Below are 22,106 nucleotides of genomic sequence, written 5' to 3' on the forward strand. Positions count from 1 at the left end.
AATACCAAGAAAGCATTATCACCAATTGCTATACGGTACAGAAGAAAGGTGCAGAATCATGCCAGAACGCAAGCTGTTCTCCAAAAATGAAAAACTTGTATCCACTACCGACAGGGACAGCTATATCCGCTATGCCAACAAGGAGTTTATTGATATATCCGGCTTTAGCGACGAAGAGCTGGTTGGCTCTCCGCATAATATTGTGCGCCATCCAGACATGCCTAAACAGGCATTCAAGGAGCTCTGGGGACAGTTAAAAGCCGGTAAACCCTGGCTGGGCATGGTGAAAAACCAGTGCAAGAACGGCGATTATTACTGGGTGGATGCTTATGTCACCCCGGTTCTGCGCAATGGTGAAATTCAGGGCTATCAATCGGTGCGAAGCTGCCCCGATGAGGTTGATGTCAAACGTGCCGAAAAACTGTATCGCCAGATAAGAAACAACAAGTCAGTCCAACTGAACAGCCTGATTAGCTGGCGACATAAGATATTGGCCGTTCCTGCCCTGTTCTTTGCCCTGTGCTTGTCGGCAGGCCTGGTCAGTGGCGTTGGTATGGGTTACCTGGCAACTATTGTATTAGGCGGGGTTGCATCAGTTGCGGCGACGGGCGCTTTGCTGATGCCTTTCCGAGACCTGATAGAACGTAGCGAGCGGATTCTTGATGACCCCCTTGCCCGTCGCGTCTACTCCGGCCGTACGGATGAGCTCGGTAGCCTGTCCCTGGCACTGAAGGCGCGTGAATCGCAGATCACTACCATCCTCAAACGTGTTGATGAAGCGGCCGGACGTTTGTCCACCGTTTCTGACGATGCTACTGAGGCGGTCGTGGATACTGATAATGCGATCAGCCAGCAATTGACTGAGCTGGATTCAGTTTCCTCAGCCGTAACAGAAATGACCAGCGCCATTCATGAGGTTGCCAGCAATACGGCTAATACATCCTCTGCTGCCGAACTGGCAGACAAGAGCGTTCAGGATGGTCACGAGTCAGTTGAAAAGAGCCTCAGCGCCACCACTGAACTGGCCAGAAGCATTGATGAAATCACGCGCATGATTGAGACACTGGGCACCGACAGCAATGCCATCGGTTCGGTGATCGAGGTGATCAACGACATTGCCGAGCAGACCAACCTGCTGGCTCTCAATGCTGCCATTGAAGCCGCCCGGGCAGGTGAACAGGGACGCGGCTTTGCCGTGGTTGCTGATGAGGTCCGCACGCTGGCACAGCGCACGCAGAACTCAACCGTTGAAATCAAGGACATCATCAACCGGATCCAGACCAGTACTAACAGCTGCGTCAGCAGCATCGGCTCGGCCCAGGAGCGGGCGCAGTCCTGTGTGGGTTACAGCGAAGCGGCTGATAGCTCCTATACCCAGATCAGCCAGGCGGTATCCGATATCCGCAACATGACATTCCAGGTGGCAACAGCCGTGGAAGAACAGAGCGCCGTTGCCGAAGAAGTCAATCGCAACATTGTGAACATTCAGACGCAATCTGAACGCACTAATGAGGCGTCCGGCAAAACCGCCAGCACAACTCAGGCGCTGGGCCGGGATATTGCTGCAATGAGAGAAATGGTTAATCAGTTTTCTGCCTGATCAATACAGGAGAAATCGCGGCAGTAAACGGGTGGACATGGCTGGAAACAGCAAGAGTGGAATAAGTTGAAACCCCAGCCGTTAAAGTCAGTAATGAAGCGCTGTTAAATTACAGCGCTTCAAGGTCAATCTCTGCAAAGGAAGACACCATCTGGTGATTTGAAGCGATATCCTGAATTGGGGTATCGCTTTCTTGTGGGCGTACCACACGAATGGTCTTCATACCGATAGACGCGGCCGCATCCAACTCCCCTTCGATATCCGACAGGAAAAGAATGTCTTCTGGCGCCAGTGCCACCCACTCTGCTATTGCCTGGTAGGAAGCCTTCTCCTGTTTGGCACCCATATTGGTATCAAAGTAGCCGGCGAACAGCAGCCGCAGGTCGCCAAAATTGGTATAGCGCATGAACAGTCGCTGCGCTTTCTCAGAGCCAGACGAATAGACATACAGGTTAATGCCGTCGTCGAGCCAGGCCTGCAGGCGTTCAGGCACATCAGGATACACGTGCGCCTGATATTCGCCACGCTGATAGCCTTGCTCCCAGACCATGCCCTGCAGGGCTTTTAATTCAGTGACCTTCTCATCGGCCCGCATCCATTCCAGCAACTGGGCAATCAATGCTTCAGTATTGCGGTAAGGAATACCGGTATTGTCACTGATCGCGCGCAACTGACGTGCCACGTCACGCTCATCTTTGTGGTCGCGAATAAAGTCCGGCAGAAATTGCTCGGCATAAACAAAAAGAACATCTTTGACAAAGCGAATGGAACTGGTGGTTCCCTCAATATCTGTCACGATCGCGATTGGTTTCATTGTGACTCCAGTCGGGAAAACGAATCTGCTATAGCACTGCCGGTATAGTTTGCCACCCAGCCTTCGGGGTTATTGAAAAAGCGAATGGCAACAAACCTTGGCGCCGGGCCCATGTCAAACCAGTGCGGCGTATTGGCCGGCACCGATATCAGATCCCCCTTCTGACACAATATTTCGTACACTTTCCCGTCAATGTGCAGGCTGAACAGCCCTTGCCCATCAACAAAGAAGCGCACTTCATCTTCACTATGGCGATGCTCACTTAGAAACTTCTGGCGAAGCTCCAGCAGCTTTTTTGCTTTAATTTCCGGGTCCTGAGCTACCTGGTTGCCGCTGGCATCAAGACTGATGACATCAACTGTCTGGTAACCTTCATTGTCTTTCAGCCTGGCGATATCGTCCGCATAAGCCTGCATGACCTTCTCATCACTGTCGCCGGCTTTAACGGGCGCGTTTGCCTGCCATTGCTCAAAGCGTACACCGACCCCTGCCAATGTCGCCGCAATTTCAGCCGGATCAACACTATGTAGCAGTTCTGTCGCTGGGTCGTTGTCAGCAAAAACACTGATTTCACTCATGCCTTCGCATCTCCTGCCATTAATCGTTCCCCGGCTGAGGCCAGCCTGTGGGTCTGCCAATAATAATCCAAGAGGAATTCCAGGGCCTCAAGATGCCGTAACGTTTCAGTCATGTCTCTTCCCCACGTGTACAAACCGTGTCCTCGAATCAGGTAGGCGACACCCGTGCCATGCACAGACATCCATCCTTGCACCTGATCGGCCAGGGCAGCAATATCCTGGGTGTTGTCAAACACGGGTATTGTCAGGTTGCCTTCATGGCTGTCAGTTCCCTGGAATGCTTTCAACAGTTCCAGTCCCTGCCAGGACACCGGACCGTCCGCATGCATGGAAACCAGCGTCGCTTTGACAGAATGCGTATGCAAAACAGCGCCGATGCTTTGATCACGGCGGTAAAGCTGGGTATGAAGCAGGGTTTCCGCCGAAGGCTTTTGTCCGTCGAGGGACCGTCCCTGCATATCTACCTGCATGATGTCAGTGTCCTGTAGCGCACCTTTATCACGCCCGGAAACCGTGATGGCACACCGTTCGTCATCCAGGCGCTGCGAAAAATTACTGCTGGTGGCCGGGCACCAGCCCTGGCGCCAGATACGCTGCCCTACCGCGATAATGCTGCGGCGTGCTTGCTCGAAGGAGTGTGCATCATTCATGGGGCGGCATTATAAACTGAAACAGCGGTCGGGATAAGCGACTTTGCACACGAATCTAGGACTTTTATGGGAGATTCCTCCTGGGAATTGTATCAATCCAGCACGCTCACCAACCCTTTCAGGTATCTCGCCTCCGGGAAGGCCAACGCCACCGGATGATCCTCAGACTGACTCAAAAAGCCGGTAATTGCCCCCTGTCGCTCCGCATCAAGCAAGGCATCTGCCGTTATCTTCTGGAAAAGTGGCATATCTATCGCACCGGAGCACGAGAAATTGATCAGGTAACCGCCTGGCGATAGCAGATGTGCCGCCTGCATGGCGATGTCTTTATAGGCCCGTGCAGCCTTTTTAAATTGGTGCCGGGTGTCAGCAAACTTGGGCGGATCGAGAATAATCAGGTCAAACTGCTCATTTTGCTGACGCAATTCACGCAAATATTCAAACACATTGGCCTGTACCTGCACCGATTGGGTATCGGCAAAGCTGTTTAACGCGGCATTGGCAGCGGCTGACTGCAGGGCCGGCTCCGAAGCATCCACATTAACCACCTGCCTGGCACCACCGGCCAGCGCGGCAATACCAAAGCCACCGGTGTAGCTGAAACAGTTCAGTACCCGCCAGTTCTGCCCCTGACGCGCACACAGCTGCTGTACCCACTGGCGATTATCATACTGATCCAGGTAATAACCAGTCTTGTGCCCGGACGCAATGCTGACCTGATACTGACGATCATGTTCGTGAATCACCAGTTGTGCCGGTGGCGCCTCACCCCAGATCCGACCGGATTGTTCTTTCAGCCCCTCATGTTTGCGCACGCTCACATCAGAGCGTTCATAAATGCCTTTGCAACCCGTTTCTGCCTGTAACGCATTGATGACCGTATCACGCCAGCGTTCAATACCGATCGTCAGGAACTGGCAGGAAAGGAAGTCACCATACTGGTCAACCACCAGACCTGGTAGCCCGTCGGACTCACCATAGATCAGACGCAAGGCTGTGCGTTTGTCACTGCGCAATGGCTGACGGCGCCGGATAGCATGCTGGATGCGCTGCTGAATCAGGGATTCATCCACCTGTTCGGAGGCACGTTGCGGGGCATCAAAGGTCCACATACGTGCCCGGATCTGCGACTCCGGCGACCAGGCGGCTTTGCCCAGCACTTCGCCACCGGCACTGAGCACCCTGACGGTGTCTCCGGCCTCGGGTTTGCCTTTCGTACCGGCATTAATACTGGCAATGGCCCCGGAAAACACCCAGGGGTGATGGCGACGCAAAGACGCCTCCCTGCCCTTTTTGAGCAGAACATCAGCGGTAAAATCGGTCATGGCAGTGGGATATGTTCCTCGTCGTCGCCAGGAATGGCGGGAAATCCGCCATTTTCCCAGCGTTCTCTCGCCGCATCAATATCTTCCGGCTTGTAAGCGACAAAATTCCAGTGCACCAACGGCTTCTGCGCAAACGCAGTGCCACCAATCAGCACCAGACGCGTGTCCTCTTCGATCCTGATTTCCGCATCATTCTCAGACAACACCACAAAATCATTGGCAATGGCCTCTTCACCATTAACCGTCACCCGGCCACTGACAATAAACGCGGCCACTTCCATGACAGGATCGGGATGCGGAATCGTCCGGCCAGCTTCGGCCAGCACGTCCACATATAGCATGCTGGAGAAGGTTCGTACCGGCGAGACCCGTTCATAGGCACTGCCCAGCAGAACACGCATCATGACCCCCGGGCGGTACACACAGGGCAAATCATTTTTGCTGACATGGAGGAAGTCCGGATCCACATCCTGCATGTCCGGTGGCAGCGCCACCCATAATTGCAGACCATGCAGGTCGTGCTCGCCAGATCTAACTTCATGGGTTTCACGCTCGGAGTGCACAATGCCGCTACCGGCGACCATCCAGTTGACGTCACCGGGGTGGATCTCCTGCACGGAGCCCAGGCTGTCGCGATGCAGCATGCTGCCTGCAAACAGGTAAGTCACCGTCGCCAGACCGATATGAGGATGCGGACGCACATTGACGCCCTTGCCTGCGGGAAAAACGGCGGGTCCGATATGGTCGAAAAACACAAAAGGGCCGACCATGCGCTGCGCTTTCTGGGGGATATAGCGGGCGACAGAAAACCCACCCAGGTCCTTCTTGTCTCCAACAATTAGCTTGGGCATAACGCTCTCCTGGATGGTAATGACTCTAGTGATTAGCGTATCAGTACGTCTGCCAATGGTTTACGCGGCGACGGCTTCTCGCGTTTGGCGATATCGTCCGGCAAGGCCGAGGGTTCATCCGCCACACCAATGGCAATCCCGCAAATCACCTTATGATTATCATCCAGCTTCAGGTAGCTGGCCACCTCATCATGCTTGATGCCCCCCATACCATGGGTGTACAGCCCCATTTTACGGGCTTGAAGGCTTAATGCCATCCAGGCGGCACCGGCATCAAACTCGGCATAGGGGTTGGGCTTGCCGTTTTGGTCGAACTGCTTTCTGACCACCACGAAACACAGCAGGCTGGCATTTTTGGCCCAGGCCTGGTTGCCTTCCATCAGCAGGTCCAGGTACTCATCAAAATTGGTATCGGTACTGACATGGAACTGCCAGGGCTGGTCATTAAAACACGATGGTGCCCAGCGGGCTGCGTCAAAGAGGGTCTCAACGTCATTATCAGCAATGGCGGTTTTGACAAAACTGCGCGGTGACCAGCGCTCTGACAGCCAGCTATCCACACCACTTAAGGCATTACGCTGCGAAAAATCGGGTGAAATCTTGTCGGGGTAGGACATATCGTTGAGCTCCCTAACGCTGGATGAATGTGACTTTTCTACATACCTACATACTAACGAATTTATACATAGTAACGAATCAGACGGCCACAATGGTTCAGAAAATCCTCCTGTCATGATCGGCTCACTAGATATTTCAACTCCCGCTATTACCCGTCCGGGCTATCTGTTGGCTGTCCCCTTGAAATCGCCGGTCGGTGGGGCTATGGTGCGAAGGCCTAATGAATCAGGGATTTTCCTAAGGCCTTTTGTGACATCAAACCTGCCGTCCGTTGCCAGCCTGCTGGGTGGTCGTCCGCTCAAAATGATCACGTTTGCCGTGCTTTTTCTGGCGCTGAGCGCAAGTGTCCCCTACCTTATCTGGCAAGAGCTCAGTGCTCAGGCCGTTGTATTACAGGTGCCGCAACTGTCGATCAACGCCATGCTGGCAATACTGGGGCTGCTGATGCTCTACTATCTGAGCGATGCCCTGCGCCTTTGGTCTGTGTTGCTGGCACTGGGGGTCAGCATCAAGGCCCGGCGCATGATACCGCTGGTCTTTATCAACCTGCTGTTTTCCAATATCTCTCCCATGGCCACGGGTGGCGGATTGATACAGATCTGGTATATGAAGCGCCATGGCGTGCACCTGGGTGAAGCAACTGCAGCCACGACACTGCGAACCGTTATTGCCAGCCTGTTGATTTTTTTACCGGCCCCATTGCTGCTGGTTACCATGAACCGTTTACAGGACACTCCACTGGCCCAGCAATGGGTACCCTGGTTTGTGCTGTTTGCCACCGTCTATGTGGGGTTTTTCTTTTGTCTGATCTGGCGCCTGCGCTGGTTTATCGGCGCACTGGGTTCTCTGCTGGACCAACTGTACCGCCTATCCCTGATCAGCCACAAACGTCTTACCCGCTGGCAGTTCAAACTGCGCAAAGAGATGCTGCGTTTCGGGCGCAGTTTCCGCGCTTTTCTCACAGCACCACCGTCACACATCGCGCTGGCGTTACTGTCTACGGCCCTGTTCCTGCTGTCCTTGTTTTCCTTCCCTGCCCTGCTACTCTGGGCCCTGGGTTACGAGGTTAACTTTACACTGGTAATCGCGCTGATGCTGATCAATACCTTTATCATGTATTTTGCGCCGACGCCCGGTGCCGCTGGCGTGGCAGAAGGGATATTTACGCTGTTTTTTGCCACCATGGTTGAACAGCAGGATCTGCTGCTGATGGTACTGGCCTGGCGCTTCCTCACGGTGCACCTGGGCATGCTGATTGGTGTACCGGTGACCATCGCCGTGCTGTTAAAACGGGGGACAGGTCATGCTTAGACGCTTATTGCACTTACTGTTCTGGTTGAATCTGACGGTGATTGTCAGCCTTGTGATCTACAAGGTTTACCTGAATTTCTTCGAGACTGATTACCGGGCCGAACACGCCCGACAGCTGGAACAGCTTGAATCCGATATCACAGAACAGGACCAGTACCGCTTTGCCGTGGTTGGCAACATCAGTAACTCGGTGGGTATTTTTGAACGCAAGATCATCCCCCGCCTCAATGCCGAAGGTTACGACTTTGTCATCTCTGCCGGCAATGCCGTGTCCACTGGCGGTGAGGATAAGTACCGGGCCATTTACCGCACCCTGTCACGACTGCAGATGCCCTACCTGCTGACCTTTGGCCCTAAAGAAGAAAGTCGCCTGGGCAGCTTCCGGTTTTATGACCATTTCGGCCCGCTGCATTACAGTTTCGCCACCGCTGACAGTCGATTCATTTTTATTGATAGCACTGGCACTACTGATTTTGACTGGCAGCTACGCTGGCTCAATCAAGAGCTGAGCAACGCCACGGAGCAGAACCAGTTTCTCTTCAGCGCTAACCCCCTTCACCCGGTTGCCGAGCCCAGCTTTTTTGGCATGGACGGAGACTACCTGTTCCCCACCTCACATCGCATGCGTTTTATTGAAATGGTCGGCAATGCCGGTGTGGATGCGGTATTTTCCACCGACCAGCCATTCTTCGAACGCCAGCGTCACAGCAACACTGACTATATTGTGACAGGCGGCGCTGGTGGGTTTGTTTTCAACAATGAAGACAACCATTACCACTTTGTTTCAGTGGCAGTGAATGGCGGACAGATCACGATTGAGGAGCAACAGCTTGATGTCGGCCAGCACCCTTTCTGGCGGACAGCAGAAAGCCTCTGGTTCTTTATCCATTCGCTGTTTTATGTGGGATACCTGAACTTCATTATCCTGATCAGCTTCTTTGCCGCCGTAGGCATCTGGCTACATACCAAGGTTTTCACTGAGCGGGATTATTATCCGGACTTTGATGTTACGGCTGATTACCAGCGCGACACACCGTTAAAGGTGGCCATGTTCACCAACAACTACCTGCCTTACATCGGTGGCGTGCCCATCTCGGTCGATCGCCTGCGTCGTGGCCTGATCCATGAGGGTCACCAGGTCAAGGTCGTCGCCCCTCACTACCAGCATGAAGATGACAGCGATCAGGATGTGTGTCGGGTTTCCTCCCTGCTGCCTTTACCAGGGACAAAAGAATTCAAGGTTGCCAACATCTTCACGCCCCGCATCTGGCGTGAAGTCAAACAGTTTGCACCGGACATCATTCATGTTCATCACCCGTTCTGGCTTGGCTGGGTGGGACAACTGCTGGGCCGCATGCTGCGCGTGCCGGTGATTTATACGTATCACACCCGGCTGGAACACTACGCCCATTATGTGCCGCTACCCGGGCCGCTGTTTCGCAATGTAGTGGCACATACCATGATCCGCCGCTTTGCCAATCGCTGCAATGCTGTGATCGTCCCCACCTCTTCTGCCGAGGAATACCTGCGCACCATTGGCGTTCGCCGACCAGTGCTGGTCCAGCCCACCGGCATTGAGTATCAACGCTTCTCTGAAGCCATACCAGCCAGTGAACTCCAGTCGATGCGAGAACAGCTGGGCCTGTCCGCAGACAAGCGCGTGCTGGTTTCCATTTCGCGTCTGAGCAAAGAAAAGAACATCGTCTTTATGTTTCAGGCCATGAAGGAACTGCGAGACCGTGGCTGCGATTTTCATCTGCTGGTTATTGGCGACGGCCCTGACCGCAGGTTACTGGAAGACAAAATTCAGGAACTCGGGCTGGAAGAGCACATCACCCTGGTCGGCTCCGTACCTCCACCTCAGATGGCGCTCTACTGTCAGCTAGGCGATATTTTTGTATTCACTTCCCGCTCGGAAACCCAGGGTATGGTGATCCTCGAAGCCATGGCCGCCGGACTGCCGGTAGTCGCTATCCGTTCCAGCGGTATCGAGGATATCGTGCGCCACAACTACAACGGCTTTAAGACTGCCTCACAGATGTCGCAATGGGTCGAACGCGTAGCAATGCTGATCGACGATGAAGCATTGCGCACTCAACTGGCCGGCCAGGCACAGAGCTTTGCTAGCGAGTATGGCATTGCCCCGTTTACTTCGTCGGTGGTGGGGCTTTATGACAATGTACTGGCTTCTCAACGACGAAATAAATGAAGGGTATCTTGCATCATGTCGTAGCGCCGTCTCATAGCAGCACCGTTTCGTGACGCAGGGTCGCTTGCGTCATTTCTCAGGCCTTTAGTGGCAATTGATACTTCTTTTCCCGAAACACTCTCAGCGCAGCCCTGGCAACATTGATGTCATAAAGCCGCCCGGCATTTTTTTCAATTTCTTCCAGAGCCTTGTCTATCCCCAGCGCGTGCCGATACGGCCGGGAGGTAGCCATAGATTCAATCACATCGGCTACGGCAACAATCCGAGCCTCGATCAAAATCTGCTCTCCCTTCAATCCCCTGGGGTAGCCACTACCATCTACCCGTTCGTGATGCTGGTGGGCCACTTCGGCAATCGGCCACGGAAAATCTACGCTTTTGAGAATTTCGTAACCGTTTTCCGGATGGGTTTGCAATATTTGATACTCGCTTTTGGTTAACCGGGTGGGTTTGGTGAGGTATTCAGACGGAATACTGATCTTGCCAATATCATGGACCAGACCCGCAATTTTCAAACCATACTGGGTGTCAATGTCCAGACCCATCTCTGCCGCAATCGCCACGGACAGATCGCCCACTCTGGACTCATGGCCTGCCGTGTAGGGATCCCTCATTTCCACCATGCTGGCGATACAGTTCACTGAACCCAAAAAAGCCTTTTCCAGGCGAGAAGAATATTCACGAACCTGTTGCTGGGCTTGTTCCTCGACACTGACATCATGCCAGGCACCGACAAATAGGCGTGGGTTTTTGATATCAACCGCTTTTGATTCATCGTGGATATGGATATAGGTACCATCTGCACGCCTGATTCGATAGAAATGATCGCCCCCCCCATTGTCGATTATAGCTTTTGACTCATTGACCGCACGCAAACGGTCTTCGGGATGCAGGTTATTGATCCACCAATCTGACTCCAGTGCCTCAGAGGCGGAATACCCCAGGACACGCTTTATAGTGTCACTGACCCACAGAGGATTGGCATGGCTGCCTGTCGTCTCTGTCGCATAGGTTACAATGGGAAGTGATTCAAAAAAATCAGGCATTTTGTACAGAAACAGCTGATCAATACTTTCAGCAGCTTTAGCCTTAATTTCAACCGCATGCAACCTCATCAACAGAACATAAAGGAGCACTGACATTATCAGTACAAAGGCAACCCCTTTCACTACTGAGATGTCGAATGGCAACACACCTTCACCAATAAAATAACCCACAAGCCAGTCACTGACGGCAATCCACGTGATGCCTGCCAAGGCATACACGAAAGCTAATTTACGGTACCTGGTTTTATTCACTTATTCTGACCTTCCTATTCAACTTGCCTTATAGCTGTATAGCAATGACTCTTATGTACGCTAATTCAGTACAACTATACTTAAACCGCCCTAACAATCAAATGCAGCGAACATACTAAATTTTTCATTCATAATCAGGCAGAATACTTCTGCGAGACGTTAATTGTAAGGCATATCAAGTGGAAGCAAGGGACGGAAAACAGACTGACATGTCACCCGAGCGTTTTGACATCATCCCGGCTGCCAGTTTTCCCAGTATTGATCTGATGATGATTCCACCCGGCCCTTCCCTGGCTCGCTGGGTGCAATGTATGTGGGTGGCGCTGAAGCCGCCGCACGCTCAGTCTGTCATTGCCGAAAAACTCTATCCCGATGGCGGCACCAGCCTGACCTTTGTAATAGACAATACTGGTGCCAGCGCCCGCTTCTTCCACCACAATCAGGTCACGACTTATCACTGGAACATGTCAAAACACCATATCAGCATCCGGTTCCGCCCCGGCGGTGCCACAGCATTACTGGGACTGGATATTTCTGATATCCACAATATGGAAACCGATCTGCTTGAACTGCCTTTCCCGCATCTGGCCGATTTGACCCGACTGCTGGATACACTGCCGGTTTTGTCGGTGACGGAGCGGCTTTCTGCCATACAGCACTGGTTGTCTGAGCTGACTTACCGGGCGCATCTGCCTGAACGTAAATGGTCAGCATTGCTCGCCTATGCCTCTGCCAACCTGGTGCCACCGCAGCAAGCAGCAAACCTGAAGGGCGTGAGTCGGCGTACGCTGGAAAGACAGCTACGCAAACAGTTTGGTCATTCCCCCAATCAGCTTCACAGCTACGCCCAGATTCGTCACGCCCGTCAGCGCCTGATGAATACCTCTGACCGCCTCAGTGACATTGCCCTGGATTGCGGGTATTTCGATCAGTCACATTTCAGCAATGCCTTTCGCGAACAGACCCTTGAAACCCCTTCCGAGTACCGACAACGAAAATTGTCGCAAATTTCCAATCCATAAATCTTGCCGCTTTCTATCATTGTCCTGTCTTTCATCAGTGACAGGAGAGCAACATGCAACCCAGAATTTCTTCTTCCTCGCTTTACAGGCAGTGCCCCCGCCTCATCACCCACCTGACCGCACTGGGTGACGTACCTGAACAGGTTGCAATCTCACCACAACTGCTGCACCTGGTCAGACTGCGGGCCTCACAACTGAACGGCTGCGGCTTTTGCCAGCACATGCACGCTGATGAAGCCCGCCAGGGTGGTGAAGCGCAGGAGCGCCTGGATGTGCTTGCCGCGTGGCGGGAAATCTCCGGTTTCAGTGATCAGGAACGTGCCGCACTCGCCTGGACTGAAGCACTCACACTGATCAGCCAGAAGCCCATCGACGAGACAGTCTTTCAGGCAGCAAAAGCGGCCCTTGGCGAAGCAGGCCTCATCGAATTAAGCGCAATCATCGTACAAATTAATAGCTGGAACCGCATCGCCGTGGGCTTCGGATTCCAGCCAGGCATGAAGTAACAGGATCCATCATGAAAGTATCGCGATTCGAGCGACTCAGAAAAAACGGGCTGGGCGTGGTGTCCAGCCTGGCCTTTTTCTTCGGCAGCATGCTGTTTCTGCCGCACTTTGCTGACTATGCCACCGCCGGCGTGTGGCTGTTTATGGCTGGCTCGGTTTTGATGTTTGTGGATACGGTTTGGTGAGAGGGAACTGTGCGCTATCAAATTAAATCAAAATGTTCGCTCTTCAACCATGTATTAAGTTGTTCCCAAAGTTGTTCAGCATGGCTGATACATTCTGCTACGGCCTTATCGGCTACCAAATCGCCAGAATAATCAGCGACATTGCGTTGCTTACGCAAAGCATCAAGTACAATCACAAGGTCTGCATCCAAACCGATGGTTTTAGGTAATGTCTGGATCATCGTTTGATGATGACCGGGTTTGCTGGTCAGCGTTCTGTAACCACTGGCTTGAAGAGCGGCATTAGCCATTTGCATAATAGCTTTGTAGGCTGCGTCAAAACGATTCTCGTTGCTCACGGCTTCAATCTGCGCATCATTGAGGTTGCGTTTAGCAGCTTCTAAAAGCCGCTGAATGGTCAGTATATCTGGCTTAATGCGTTCCAGGCTCATCCCTAGCAAGTTATCCAAGGTCATCAATATTCCCTATTATTTTGATAACTGGTTTTTCTAAAATATCGCGAATAAAAGCTGAGTTTTCATTTTTGGTAGCTTGCCATTCCTCAGCACTATAAAGTTTTGGGTTAATTTCACGGCCTAATACATCCTGTACCGGGTATAGCACTTTCACCGCATCAGTGAAATTAACTTCACCCACAATCAGTAAATCAATATCGCTATCGCTCGTGGCTTTCCCACTGGCAACGGAGCCAAACACCATGGCAACATCAATGTTATCTTTCAGTGGTGCCAAAGCATCTACTAATATATCCGCTACCCCAGAAGTTTTACGCAAAATACTGGACAGTTCCTCAAAAATTAAGCAGTCGCGGTTGGCTTGATAGCTTACCTGATTCCCCCGACTGAATTTTTTGAGTACATCAGCATCAGCCAATTTACTTAACTCTTTGTGCAAGGTACCTGGAACAGTATCAGTGAGTCGTGCAATTTCCCGTACATGGTAGGCTTGATCAGGTCGCAGCAGTAAAAGGCACAACACCCGCCTGCGGTATTCCTTGAATAAAATATCGGCTAGAAGTGAGGACATATCGAGCTTTGCTTATGAGTTACAGGCCAAAAAGGTATGTAGCTAGAAATGCTTCGAATGTAGCTATTATTGCTTCAGCTGTCAACTGGTGCCCGGGGCCGGACTTGAACCGGCACGGTGTTGCCACCGAGGGATTTTAAGTCCCTTGCGTCTACCAATTTCGCCACCCGGGCCGGGAGGGAAGGCCCCGCTTAGCAGCGGAGGACGCGCATTATATATCAACAGAAAGGAAATTCATAACCTTTTGCTTATCATGGTGTTATAAGGCCCTGAGGTGGTTGACTATGGCGGGTTTTGGCTATTGGCTTAGTTGATGGTGCTGAATCTGACGTATCGGACTATGCATCCGTTGGGTCGGTATTGGGGGAGGTTTACATGTGCCTGTTTCAATATGTAGAGGACGCCTATGATTCCTCTGAACCATAGCAGCTCTAATTAGGTGGCCAAATTCACTATGCCACTACAGAGCGTGGCAAGCATCAACCTGATTATTCCGTTGTAGAAAAGATCGCGAAGATATTGGATGTACCGGAGGCATACTTTTATGCAAAAGAGGATGACTCGGCCAAAGTGATACTGGCTTATCACACAAGAACTGCCAAGGAAAAGAAGATAGTCTTATCTCAATTAATGACGACGGAGTGACCCAAAAACTGATACATAGAAATTTCACAACCTCATATTCTGAGAATTGTATTGTATTAGTCTATTCTACGAGAAAGAAAAATCACTACATTGGTAGAGTGGGCTAACCTCACCAGACCAAATTTGACACTGAATTATTTTTTATCTTTTTTATGTTCTTTATTATATTTTTCGACTATCAACGCCTTCATTTTCTTTTGGGCCTCTATCAAGCCATGAAAACCTATTAGTATACCAAAAAAGACTATAATTACACCTATTCTTTCATTTATTTTGAAAGCAATTATCAACCCGATCACTGCAATAGCAAAGCCAGCTAGATTTATCTTTACTTCCAACCAATATGAATTCATTTGATTACTCACCTGTACAATTTAAACTCGCACTACAAGCTTGGATTCCGAAAGATAGCCCTATTCCTCCACCAGCAAATCCTCGAGCCCCTCCTAAGAATCCTTCACCTATATTCATACTTCCTCCTGCAGATAATCCACCAACTCCACCATTAGCAAAAACTCCTACTGAATCAGAAACACCAGACTCTAGAGCAATATCGGATAGGCTTAAGTTTACGATGCCCCCTCCCCCTCCATAAACTCCTAATCCAAATTGGACACAAGCAACAACTACACTACAGACTTTACCATTTACAGGATCACCTACAACTCCTGCAGAGAGTGTTGCTCCCACTAACCCTCCAAATAGCTGACCACCAACCTCGAGGCCAAGTGGTACAGTAGGATCTCCATTTAATTGTTGCTGAGCTTTTGCATATGGTTCCAACTCCTCAAAAAACATCTGCTCAACGTTTTCCTCCGATAGCTGCTCTTCCATTTCACTTTCATATAACGAATCATTCTCTGTATCTTCAAACATTTCAGCTGTGATTATCTCTTCACGAGATTCAGGAGCATTTGTTGGCTCATCTACTTTAGTAGCTGGATCAGTCCCTTCGTTTATTGTGGGGGCAGGCGCTTGAGTACTTTCTTGAGATTCACCTTCGCTTGGAGCAGCCGTGGTCGGTGCCAAGCCTTCTCCAGTGCTCGACCCTGAACCTGAGTTCGATGAAGGAGTGTAAGAACCACCATACCAATCATTATAAACATTATAGGTACCACTGGATCCACCACTCGGGTTATAGGTTACAGTAATTACACCCATCACATTACCACCTTGACAAGCGTCATCACCTTGTTGACATTGATCAAAACCTGTCGGATCTAAATATTTCAGTGGGCTGTTCATCACATATGAATAACGGTTGCTCCTCTGAGAGTTAGATAAATCACTGATTATAGGGTCCCCGCTCATAAAACGAGCCAACTTAGGGTCATAAACACGCCCTCTCATATGGATGACACCGACTTCATCTGCCATTTCATGGCCTGTATAACCGTGTGTAGTAATCGCATTTAACTGCTTATAAGCAGATGAGCTTAGTGCTTGTAATGTCGTAATGTTTCTTCTTTCACCAAAAGCGTCAAAGCTCATCTCTGCTTCAATCAATCCGACATTGTTAGTAACCACATCAACTGATCCCAGGCTATTACGGTGAAGGTATTGCTCCTTCCAACTTTCAGCACCCTTTTTTGATACTAAGAGAAAGTCACCGATATATCTCTTCACTTCAGGGTCAGCCGACGAATGCTCAATAAATTCAACATTGCCAATTTTCAATACTTCTTTTGTAGATTGAGAGTCAGTATCGGTTCGTTTATACCAATCTCTGTTCGGGCTATATGAAAACTCCGTAGTATGAGTAGACTTACCTATAGAGAGAGGTTTTTGAAAAGTTGTATAGGTAGTAGTCCTCCCGTCACCAGAAACCATATTACCAATATCATCGTAATTGTAACTAGCGCTACCAGCGGTTGTCACAGCATGGGGGCCCGCGCCATTTTGTCCGTACTGATATGATCCAACATCAGACTTAAAAGTTAGGTTACCAATTGCATCGTATTGATAAGTTTTATCTTGAAAGCCTGTTACCTCACTTTTAGTTAACCGATTGAGTTCATCATAATGGAAATCTTCGCTAATCGTTTCATCGCTGGACTCAACATATCGCTTCCTGTTCGTTAGGTTACCAATCTTGTTATATGTATATTGGTTATCTTGTAAGTTCTCTGACAAGTTATTAGTGACTCGAGAGGAATCCAACAACCCAGTTGCCATGGAATACTGATTAACCGCTGTCAGGCCATTGCCTAGTAAGCTTGAGGTGGGGTTGCCAAATGCATTATAGGAATTAAATTCCTGGTACATAACACCTGAGTTCGAGGCCTCAACGATCTCAGCTACGTAACCATATGAGTTGTATTCAAACTGTATGCCATGGAAAGTTGGGTCAACCTGTTGATAGACACGACCATATTGATCATACGTAACAATTTCACTGTAGCCTTCGTTGTCAATTGTCGTGTACTTGTGCCGTAAACGGCTAAATTGGTCATAATCATACGCTTCTGCATAATTACTAATAACGTCGACTAAGGTACTGACACGACCGACACCATTCGGCGCATCATCATAGACCCAGTAAGTATCGCCCTCTTTCGTGATACCATCAGACAAGTAATCTGTACGGCGTTCAATCCGTCCTAATTCATCATATGTATACGCGATTGATTGTCCGGAACTGTCAGTCTGAGATGTCATTTCATCATATGCATTATAAACATATGACCAGGTTCCAATATCTGGGTCCACCAAAGAGGTACGGCGACCTAGACTATCGTATTGAATGGTTGTCTGGATATTAAAACTATCAGATGCATTACCGGTCGAGATCAACTTGGTCAACTGACCAACCGAGTTATACTCGTACTCTACAACACCACCTAAGGCGTCCTCAGCCAAAAGCAACTGTCCTAGCGCATCATAAACAGTAATTTTACTTTGATTTTCAGCATCAGTCGCTGTCATCATTAGGTGGCTTTTTCCACCTGACAGTAAAGCTTCAGAATAGCTAGTTTTTGAGGTGTAACCTAAGCCATTTGTTGAAGAGATTTGACGCCCCATATCATCGAAGTTTGAGGATATCCAATAAACAGAATTTCCTACTTTATAGGGCAGAGATTCTCTGTGCAAACGTCCTGCTGCATCGTATTCATAGTCCCTGTAGATATCTTGCCCGGTGAATGATTTATAAGAACTTCTTATCAACCTGGACTGATTATCATAGTATCGAACTTGTTCACTTTGACCAGGCGATATTACTTTTTCATAGTAGACTGCACCAGTAGGACAATTTGTGGAGCAGAACTGTCGCGTCAATGTTGCTTGAGCACCTGTATCATTACCCGAAAAATAAGCCCGCCCGAATGTGCCATAGCCTTGATAAGTATTAACACCATTACTATCTTGTAGCGACGTGACATTACCATAGATATCGCGATTATTAATGGTTTTGACAATATGCCCTAACTCATTAGTTTCTTGCACCAGATAACGGCCAATAGCATCATATGTAAATACTGACTCCCTACTAGCAAGACCCGATGCAGATAATTCTATGCTTGTAATATTTCCAAAGGAATCGTATGTATAACTGGTAGTATTACGTAAATTACTGTCATTTGGCTGTCGGACGACTGAGAGCAATTTTCCATTTACAGAGTCATTAGTGTATGAGGTCTCACGCGTAACTGCTGTTGCCCCAGTTGATGTAGTTGTACTTTCTAGGTTCTGTAGTTGGTTTAAGATCCAACTCTGCGTATTATGAATATACTGCCGATTTAACTCTTCAATCTTAGTTTGATTGTGTCCCACAGTGGTTTTAGTAATCAGTGTAGCTTGACCATAACTATTGAAGTTTTCATACTCTGTACTCACTTCACTCGTTATACCACCGACTGTAATACTTGAACCACTAGGAGAGTTCAGAGCCGCTCTTTTGATCAAATGGCTTTCAGACAAAACAACTCTATGGGGCGGTGTACCAACTGGTGTATCAGATGCAATTTCCTGGTAATTAAAAAATGTTGAACTCACAGGTGTCGAGTTGCCAGGAGCGATAATTGAGGTGCTTTTTATCCTTCCTGTAAAAGGCGGCTCCTGGAAGTATTCTGTCTCAGTAGAAACGCCTGTATTTATATCGGTCTTAGTAATTACACCAAACCCAAGAAAACCTTTGTCTGCTGGTTGCAACAACATTGATTCATAATGATAGGAAACACCGACCTCATGATCCGTCACATGAGCGTTTATCGATGAGTCTTTACGGGGTGCAATTTCAGACACCTGAGAAACTACTGCGCGTGATGATTTATAATCAAGAACGGGATCACCCCAGTCTATAGAGTGAGCACTATTACCAACTGTATAGGTATTAGCATCATGAAGTGGCTTATACTCAACAAAAACTTCCTTACCAAGACCATCTTCTATAGAAGTAATTACATTGTATAATGCTGTCCCGTTGCTTTCAGCTGGCTGAGCTAACTTCACACCATCTGCCAAACTAACAAAATCAACATTGCCATCGCCATTAATATCCATAAAAATTTCTTGAGGTCCATATGGCTCCGAATATGAAACACTTGTCACTGCGAAAGAGTTATTTTGATCTTTAAACCCCTTAGGCTGACCAAAATAGAAATCGCCCTCCCATGCCAACGCTCTAATTTCATTAGAATCGGGCTTCTTATAAATATAGTCCGTATACCCATCATTATTAAAATCGAAAAGACTTCTTGGGGGCAAACCCGAGGGATATTCATAATTATCAAAAAAGTGCTCAAATGATGTTCCTGTATTTAGGTGAGCATACCCTCCATTACAATAAGCATCAGGCAAAGAGTCACGGTTAAAATCATAAATACTGCATTCTGACTGATTATTTCCATCTATCACAGGGATGTAGTCATATACAGAGTAAGTACCGTCAAACGCTTGTATCAAAGCGACATGAGAGGAAATGATTGGAGCCTCACATCCGGAGCTGTCACATTTTTCTTGCAATAACGGAACCCATATGTCTGGTAAGCTATCATTATTGAAATCGGGACCAATATTCATCGTTTTGAATTCAGCATCAATCATGCTGTATCCAGCATATTTATTGACTTGATACGGAATCGCGGATTGGTAATTTTGATCGTCGTAGAGAGTAGCTAAGACTGTATTTATTTGACTTAAGGCAGTTGAACCACTGGTACTGTTGAACTTATACGGTCCGTGTATTTCACTTGGATCCTCAATTAACTTATGGACCTTGTCATCATAGACAACATCAATTAGACCATTTGCATCATAATCAATGAAAGAAACGAATTCTGTTGTCGTATAAGGAAGATCATCTAATAGTACAGTAGAATTTGAGAATTCTCTGCTGCCAGAGGCAGGTGTATTAAACAATACGGCCACATCTAAATCATTAGATACTGAGTCGGTATATGCATATAGAATATCTAAGTACCCATCTCTATCATAATCGTAAAGTAACCAGTTTGTAATCTCTTCAGTTAAAGATAAAGTATTTGGAGAAGCTACCAATGTTGATCCATTTGAGAGAGCAAAGAAAAGCTTACTGCCATTATCCCTTTCGATAGTAACTAAATCGGTATAGCCGTCATTATTAATGTCACCTGTTTTTAGATCAACATCTTCTGCAGGAGCAGGCGTTGAACGAGGCTGCTCAACAGGAAAGTTCTGGAATCCAACTAAACTATTCCATTGGGTTGAAAACTGAGGATCTGAATCAGCACCAGACCAATTAAAGACAGTTGGGGACAGGCAATTTTGACCCCGACATTCAGTGATAGATTTAAGCCTCGCTGTTTGATTGATTGAGTTCGGATAATCTTGATGAACATACCGTAATTTATAATTGCGCAACATTTCATTGGGAGTCTCAACATATATTTCATGCACACGATGTACATTATCAATGTGATACCCAGCTCTAAAAACACGAACAGGATCTTCTCTAGAAGTGTAGTTCAACCGAATTTTTACCTGGGCAACATTACTGCTATCAAACGCATAGCGAATTTCAGACAAACGTATATCAATCCGCTCACTTGCAGTTACAACATATTCATACTCTATTCTGTTATTGCCATTTCCTGTAGCACTGACAGCATCTCTAACACTCGTTCTTGCCCAAAGGACATATTCATTCAATCCTGTTCTTGTTTTTCGAGCACTTGGATCATTTCCATACTCTGTTACTGTCCCATTTTCATTTGTAGTGGCATAGTGAATTTGGCCACCTAATCAGAGCTGCTATGATAGCAGCCATAGCAAATTAGGTGACAAAATGACAAAGAAGAAAGGCCCCAATTTCAGCCCTGAATTCAGGCTCGAAACAGCACAGTTGGTTATCGATCAAGGTTACAGTCATCAGGAAGCTGCTGATGCGATGGGAGTGGGTTACTCAACGATTGGTAAGTGGGTAAGGCAACTTCGCGCAGAGCGCTCAGGCACCACTGCTCAGTGCACCCCGATCAGTGATGAGCAAAGAGAAATACGAGAGCTAAAGAAACGGGTTGAACGGCTTGAATTAGAAAAGGATATTTTAAAAAAGGCTTCAGCTCTGTTGATGTCGGACTCCATGAAACACTCTCGATAGTTGAGAGACTGAGTCAGAGCGATAAGCGCCGTTATACGGTAAAAATATTGTGCGAGGTATTGGATGTCCACCGCAGCACGTTCAAGTATTGGCAAAAGCGGGATAAACGTATCAACCCGGAAACCGTCAAATTGCATAGTTTAGTGCGAACTGCCCACCGGTTGAGTCAAGGCTCAGCTGGTGCCAGAACTATCGCTGATATAGTCACCAACGACGAGTCGCACCCAGTCAGTTTATCTCGATATCGTGCCGGGCGTATTATGAAAAAACTCAGTTTAGTCAGCTGCCAGTTGCCCAAACATGCATACAAGAAGGCGGCGCAGGAACATGTTGCCATACCTAACCTACTGGCTAGGGAATTTACCGTTTCGCATCCCAACCAGGTGTGGTGCGGTGATGTCAGTTTTATTTGGGCGGGGAGTCGTTGGGCATATTTAGCAGTTGTTATTGACTTGTTTGCCCGAAAGCCAATTGGCTGGGCTATGAGCTATTCACCGGACAGCTATTTAACGTGTCAGGCCCTGACAATGGCTTATGAAAGTCGCGGGCGGCCGCAGAACATCATGTTCCACAGCGATCAGGGCAGTCATTATACCAGTCGTCAATTCAGGCAAAGAGTATGGCGATACCGGATGAAACAAAGTATGAGCCGTCGCGGAAACTGTTGGGACAATAGTCCAATGGAAAGGTTTTTCAGGAGTTTAAAAACAGAATGGGTACCGGTCACAGGTTACCGGTATTTTACGGAAGCCAAACAGCGTATTGGTGATTATATCCATGGCTATTACAGTCAGCTCAGACCGCACTCATTCAACGGTGGATTAACACCAAATGAGAAAGAACAGAGGTACTGGGATAGCTATAAACCCGTGGCCAAAATGACTTGACCACTACA

Annotated in this window: 18 protein-coding genes and 1 tRNA gene; 7 read left to right on the top strand and 12 right to left on the bottom strand. The window is 48.6% G+C overall.

What is annotated here, in order from left to right:
* The first annotated feature begins 58 nt into the window (after positions 1–58).
* Positions 59–1,600, top strand: a complete 1,542-nt coding sequence (locus PSCS_RS08870) for a methyl-accepting chemotaxis protein (RefSeq protein WP_068811759.1) — start codon at positions 59–61, stop codon at positions 1,598–1,600.
* 109 nt (positions 1,601–1,709) lie between these two features.
* Here the strand turns inward: PSCS_RS08870 and mtnC are convergent, their stop codons facing one another.
* From mtnC to PSCS_RS08900, 6 genes are all read right to left on the bottom strand, one after another.
* Positions 1,710–2,414: an acireductone synthase gene (gene mtnC, locus PSCS_RS08875; RefSeq protein WP_068811760.1), complete on the bottom strand. Its 705-nt coding sequence runs from the start codon at positions 2,412–2,414 to the stop codon at positions 1,710–1,712.
* The gene (locus PSCS_RS08880) at positions 2,411–2,992 is read right to left on the bottom strand and encodes a 1,2-dihydroxy-3-keto-5-methylthiopentene dioxygenase (protein ID WP_068811761.1); all 582 of its coding nucleotides are present in this window, start codon (positions 2,990–2,992) and stop codon (positions 2,411–2,413) included. The genes mtnC and PSCS_RS08880 overlap by 4 nt, the downstream gene beginning before the upstream one ends.
* Positions 2,989–3,642 (bottom strand): methylthioribulose 1-phosphate dehydratase, encoded by a 654-nt coding sequence (locus PSCS_RS08885; protein WP_068811762.1) that lies wholly within the window; start codon positions 3,640–3,642, stop codon positions 2,989–2,991. The genes PSCS_RS08880 and PSCS_RS08885 overlap by 4 nt, the downstream gene beginning before the upstream one ends.
* A 92-nt stretch (positions 3,643–3,734) precedes the next feature.
* Positions 3,735–4,967: a class I SAM-dependent rRNA methyltransferase gene (locus tag PSCS_RS08890; protein ID WP_068811763.1), complete on the bottom strand. Its 1,233-nt coding sequence runs from the start codon at positions 4,965–4,967 to the stop codon at positions 3,735–3,737.
* A complete protein-coding gene (locus PSCS_RS08895) occupies positions 4,964–5,818 on the bottom strand; it encodes a pirin family protein (protein ID WP_068811764.1) in 855 nt (284 codons plus the stop codon). Before PSCS_RS08895 ends, PSCS_RS08890 begins: the two co-directional genes overlap by 4 nt.
* A gap of 32 nt (positions 5,819–5,850) precedes the next feature.
* A complete protein-coding gene (locus tag PSCS_RS08900; protein ID WP_157885677.1) occupies positions 5,851–6,435 on the bottom strand; it encodes a nitroreductase family protein in 585 nt (194 codons plus the stop codon).
* Positions 6,436–6,685: 250 nt separating this feature from the next.
* Here PSCS_RS08900 and PSCS_RS08905 point away from each other — a divergent pair, with 250 nt between their 5' ends.
* Both PSCS_RS08905 and PSCS_RS08910 read left to right on the top strand, forming a co-directional pair.
* A complete protein-coding gene (locus tag PSCS_RS08905) occupies positions 6,686–7,747 on the top strand; it encodes a lysylphosphatidylglycerol synthase transmembrane domain-containing protein (RefSeq protein ID WP_157885678.1) in 1,062 nt (353 codons plus the stop codon).
* The gene (locus tag PSCS_RS08910) at positions 7,740–9,956 is read left to right on the top strand and encodes a glycosyltransferase (RefSeq protein WP_068811765.1); all 2,217 of its coding nucleotides are present in this window, start codon (positions 7,740–7,742) and stop codon (positions 9,954–9,956) included. Before PSCS_RS08905 ends, PSCS_RS08910 begins: the two co-directional genes overlap by 8 nt.
* A 76-nt stretch (positions 9,957–10,032) precedes the next feature.
* Here the strand turns inward: PSCS_RS08910 and PSCS_RS15570 are convergent, their stop codons facing one another.
* The gene (locus PSCS_RS15570) at positions 10,033–11,253 is read right to left on the bottom strand and encodes an HD domain-containing phosphohydrolase (protein ID WP_082869573.1); all 1,221 of its coding nucleotides are present in this window, start codon (positions 11,251–11,253) and stop codon (positions 10,033–10,035) included.
* 179 nt (positions 11,254–11,432) lie between these two features.
* On the opposite strand from PSCS_RS15570, the gene PSCS_RS08920 reads away from it, so the two are divergent.
* The 3 genes from PSCS_RS08920 to PSCS_RS15575 are packed head-to-tail and all read left to right on the top strand — an operon-like array spanning position 11,433 to position 12,966.
* Positions 11,433–12,275, top strand: coding sequence for a helix-turn-helix domain-containing protein (locus PSCS_RS08920; protein ID WP_229694654.1), 843 nt, complete (start codon positions 11,433–11,435; stop codon positions 12,273–12,275).
* Positions 12,276–12,328: 53 nt separating this feature from the next.
* Complete coding sequence (locus PSCS_RS08925; protein WP_068811767.1) at positions 12,329–12,781, top strand: carboxymuconolactone decarboxylase family protein; 453 nt, start codon at positions 12,329–12,331, stop codon at positions 12,779–12,781.
* A gap of 11 nt (positions 12,782–12,792) precedes the next feature.
* A complete protein-coding gene (locus tag PSCS_RS15575) occupies positions 12,793–12,966 on the top strand; it encodes a YrhK family protein (RefSeq protein ID WP_082866412.1) in 174 nt (57 codons plus the stop codon).
* Between the two features lie 17 nt (positions 12,967–12,983).
* Here PSCS_RS15575 and PSCS_RS08930 read toward each other — a convergent pair whose 3' ends face one another.
* The 5 genes from PSCS_RS08930 to PSCS_RS08950 form a co-directional block, all read right to left on the bottom strand.
* Positions 12,984–13,421 (bottom strand): HEPN domain-containing protein, encoded by a 438-nt coding sequence (locus PSCS_RS08930; RefSeq protein ID WP_068811768.1) that lies wholly within the window; start codon positions 13,419–13,421, stop codon positions 12,984–12,986.
* Positions 13,408–13,992 (bottom strand): nucleotidyltransferase domain-containing protein, encoded by a 585-nt coding sequence (locus PSCS_RS08935; RefSeq protein ID WP_068811769.1) that lies wholly within the window; start codon positions 13,990–13,992, stop codon positions 13,408–13,410. Before PSCS_RS08935 ends, PSCS_RS08930 begins: the two co-directional genes overlap by 14 nt.
* An 86-nt stretch (positions 13,993–14,078) precedes the next feature.
* A tRNA-Leu gene (locus PSCS_RS08940) sits at positions 14,079–14,165 on the bottom strand.
* Between the two features lie 606 nt (positions 14,166–14,771).
* Entirely contained in the window at positions 14,772–14,990 is a 219-nt protein-coding gene (locus tag PSCS_RS08945; RefSeq protein ID WP_068811770.1) for a hypothetical protein, read from the bottom strand.
* A gap of 4 nt (positions 14,991–14,994) precedes the next feature.
* Entirely contained in the window at positions 14,995–20,763 is a 5,769-nt protein-coding gene (locus PSCS_RS08950; protein WP_068811771.1) for an RHS repeat-associated core domain-containing protein, read from the bottom strand.
* Positions 20,764–20,899: 136 nt separating this feature from the next.
* Here PSCS_RS08950 and PSCS_RS08960 point away from each other — a divergent pair.
* Positions 20,900–22,098 (top strand): IS3 family transposase gene (locus PSCS_RS08960; protein ID WP_106387068.1). Its coding sequence is split into 2 segments (ribosomal slippage): positions 20,900–21,170 and positions 21,170–22,098, totalling 1,200 coding nucleotides; the frame shifts between segments, so codons are not numbered across the junction.
* Positions 22,099–22,106 lie beyond the last annotated feature (8 nt).

This window comes from Pseudohongiella nitratireducens, assembly GCF_001642735.1.
Lineage (GTDB): Bacteria > Pseudomonadota > Gammaproteobacteria > Pseudomonadales > Pseudohongiellaceae > Pseudohongiella > Pseudohongiella nitratireducens.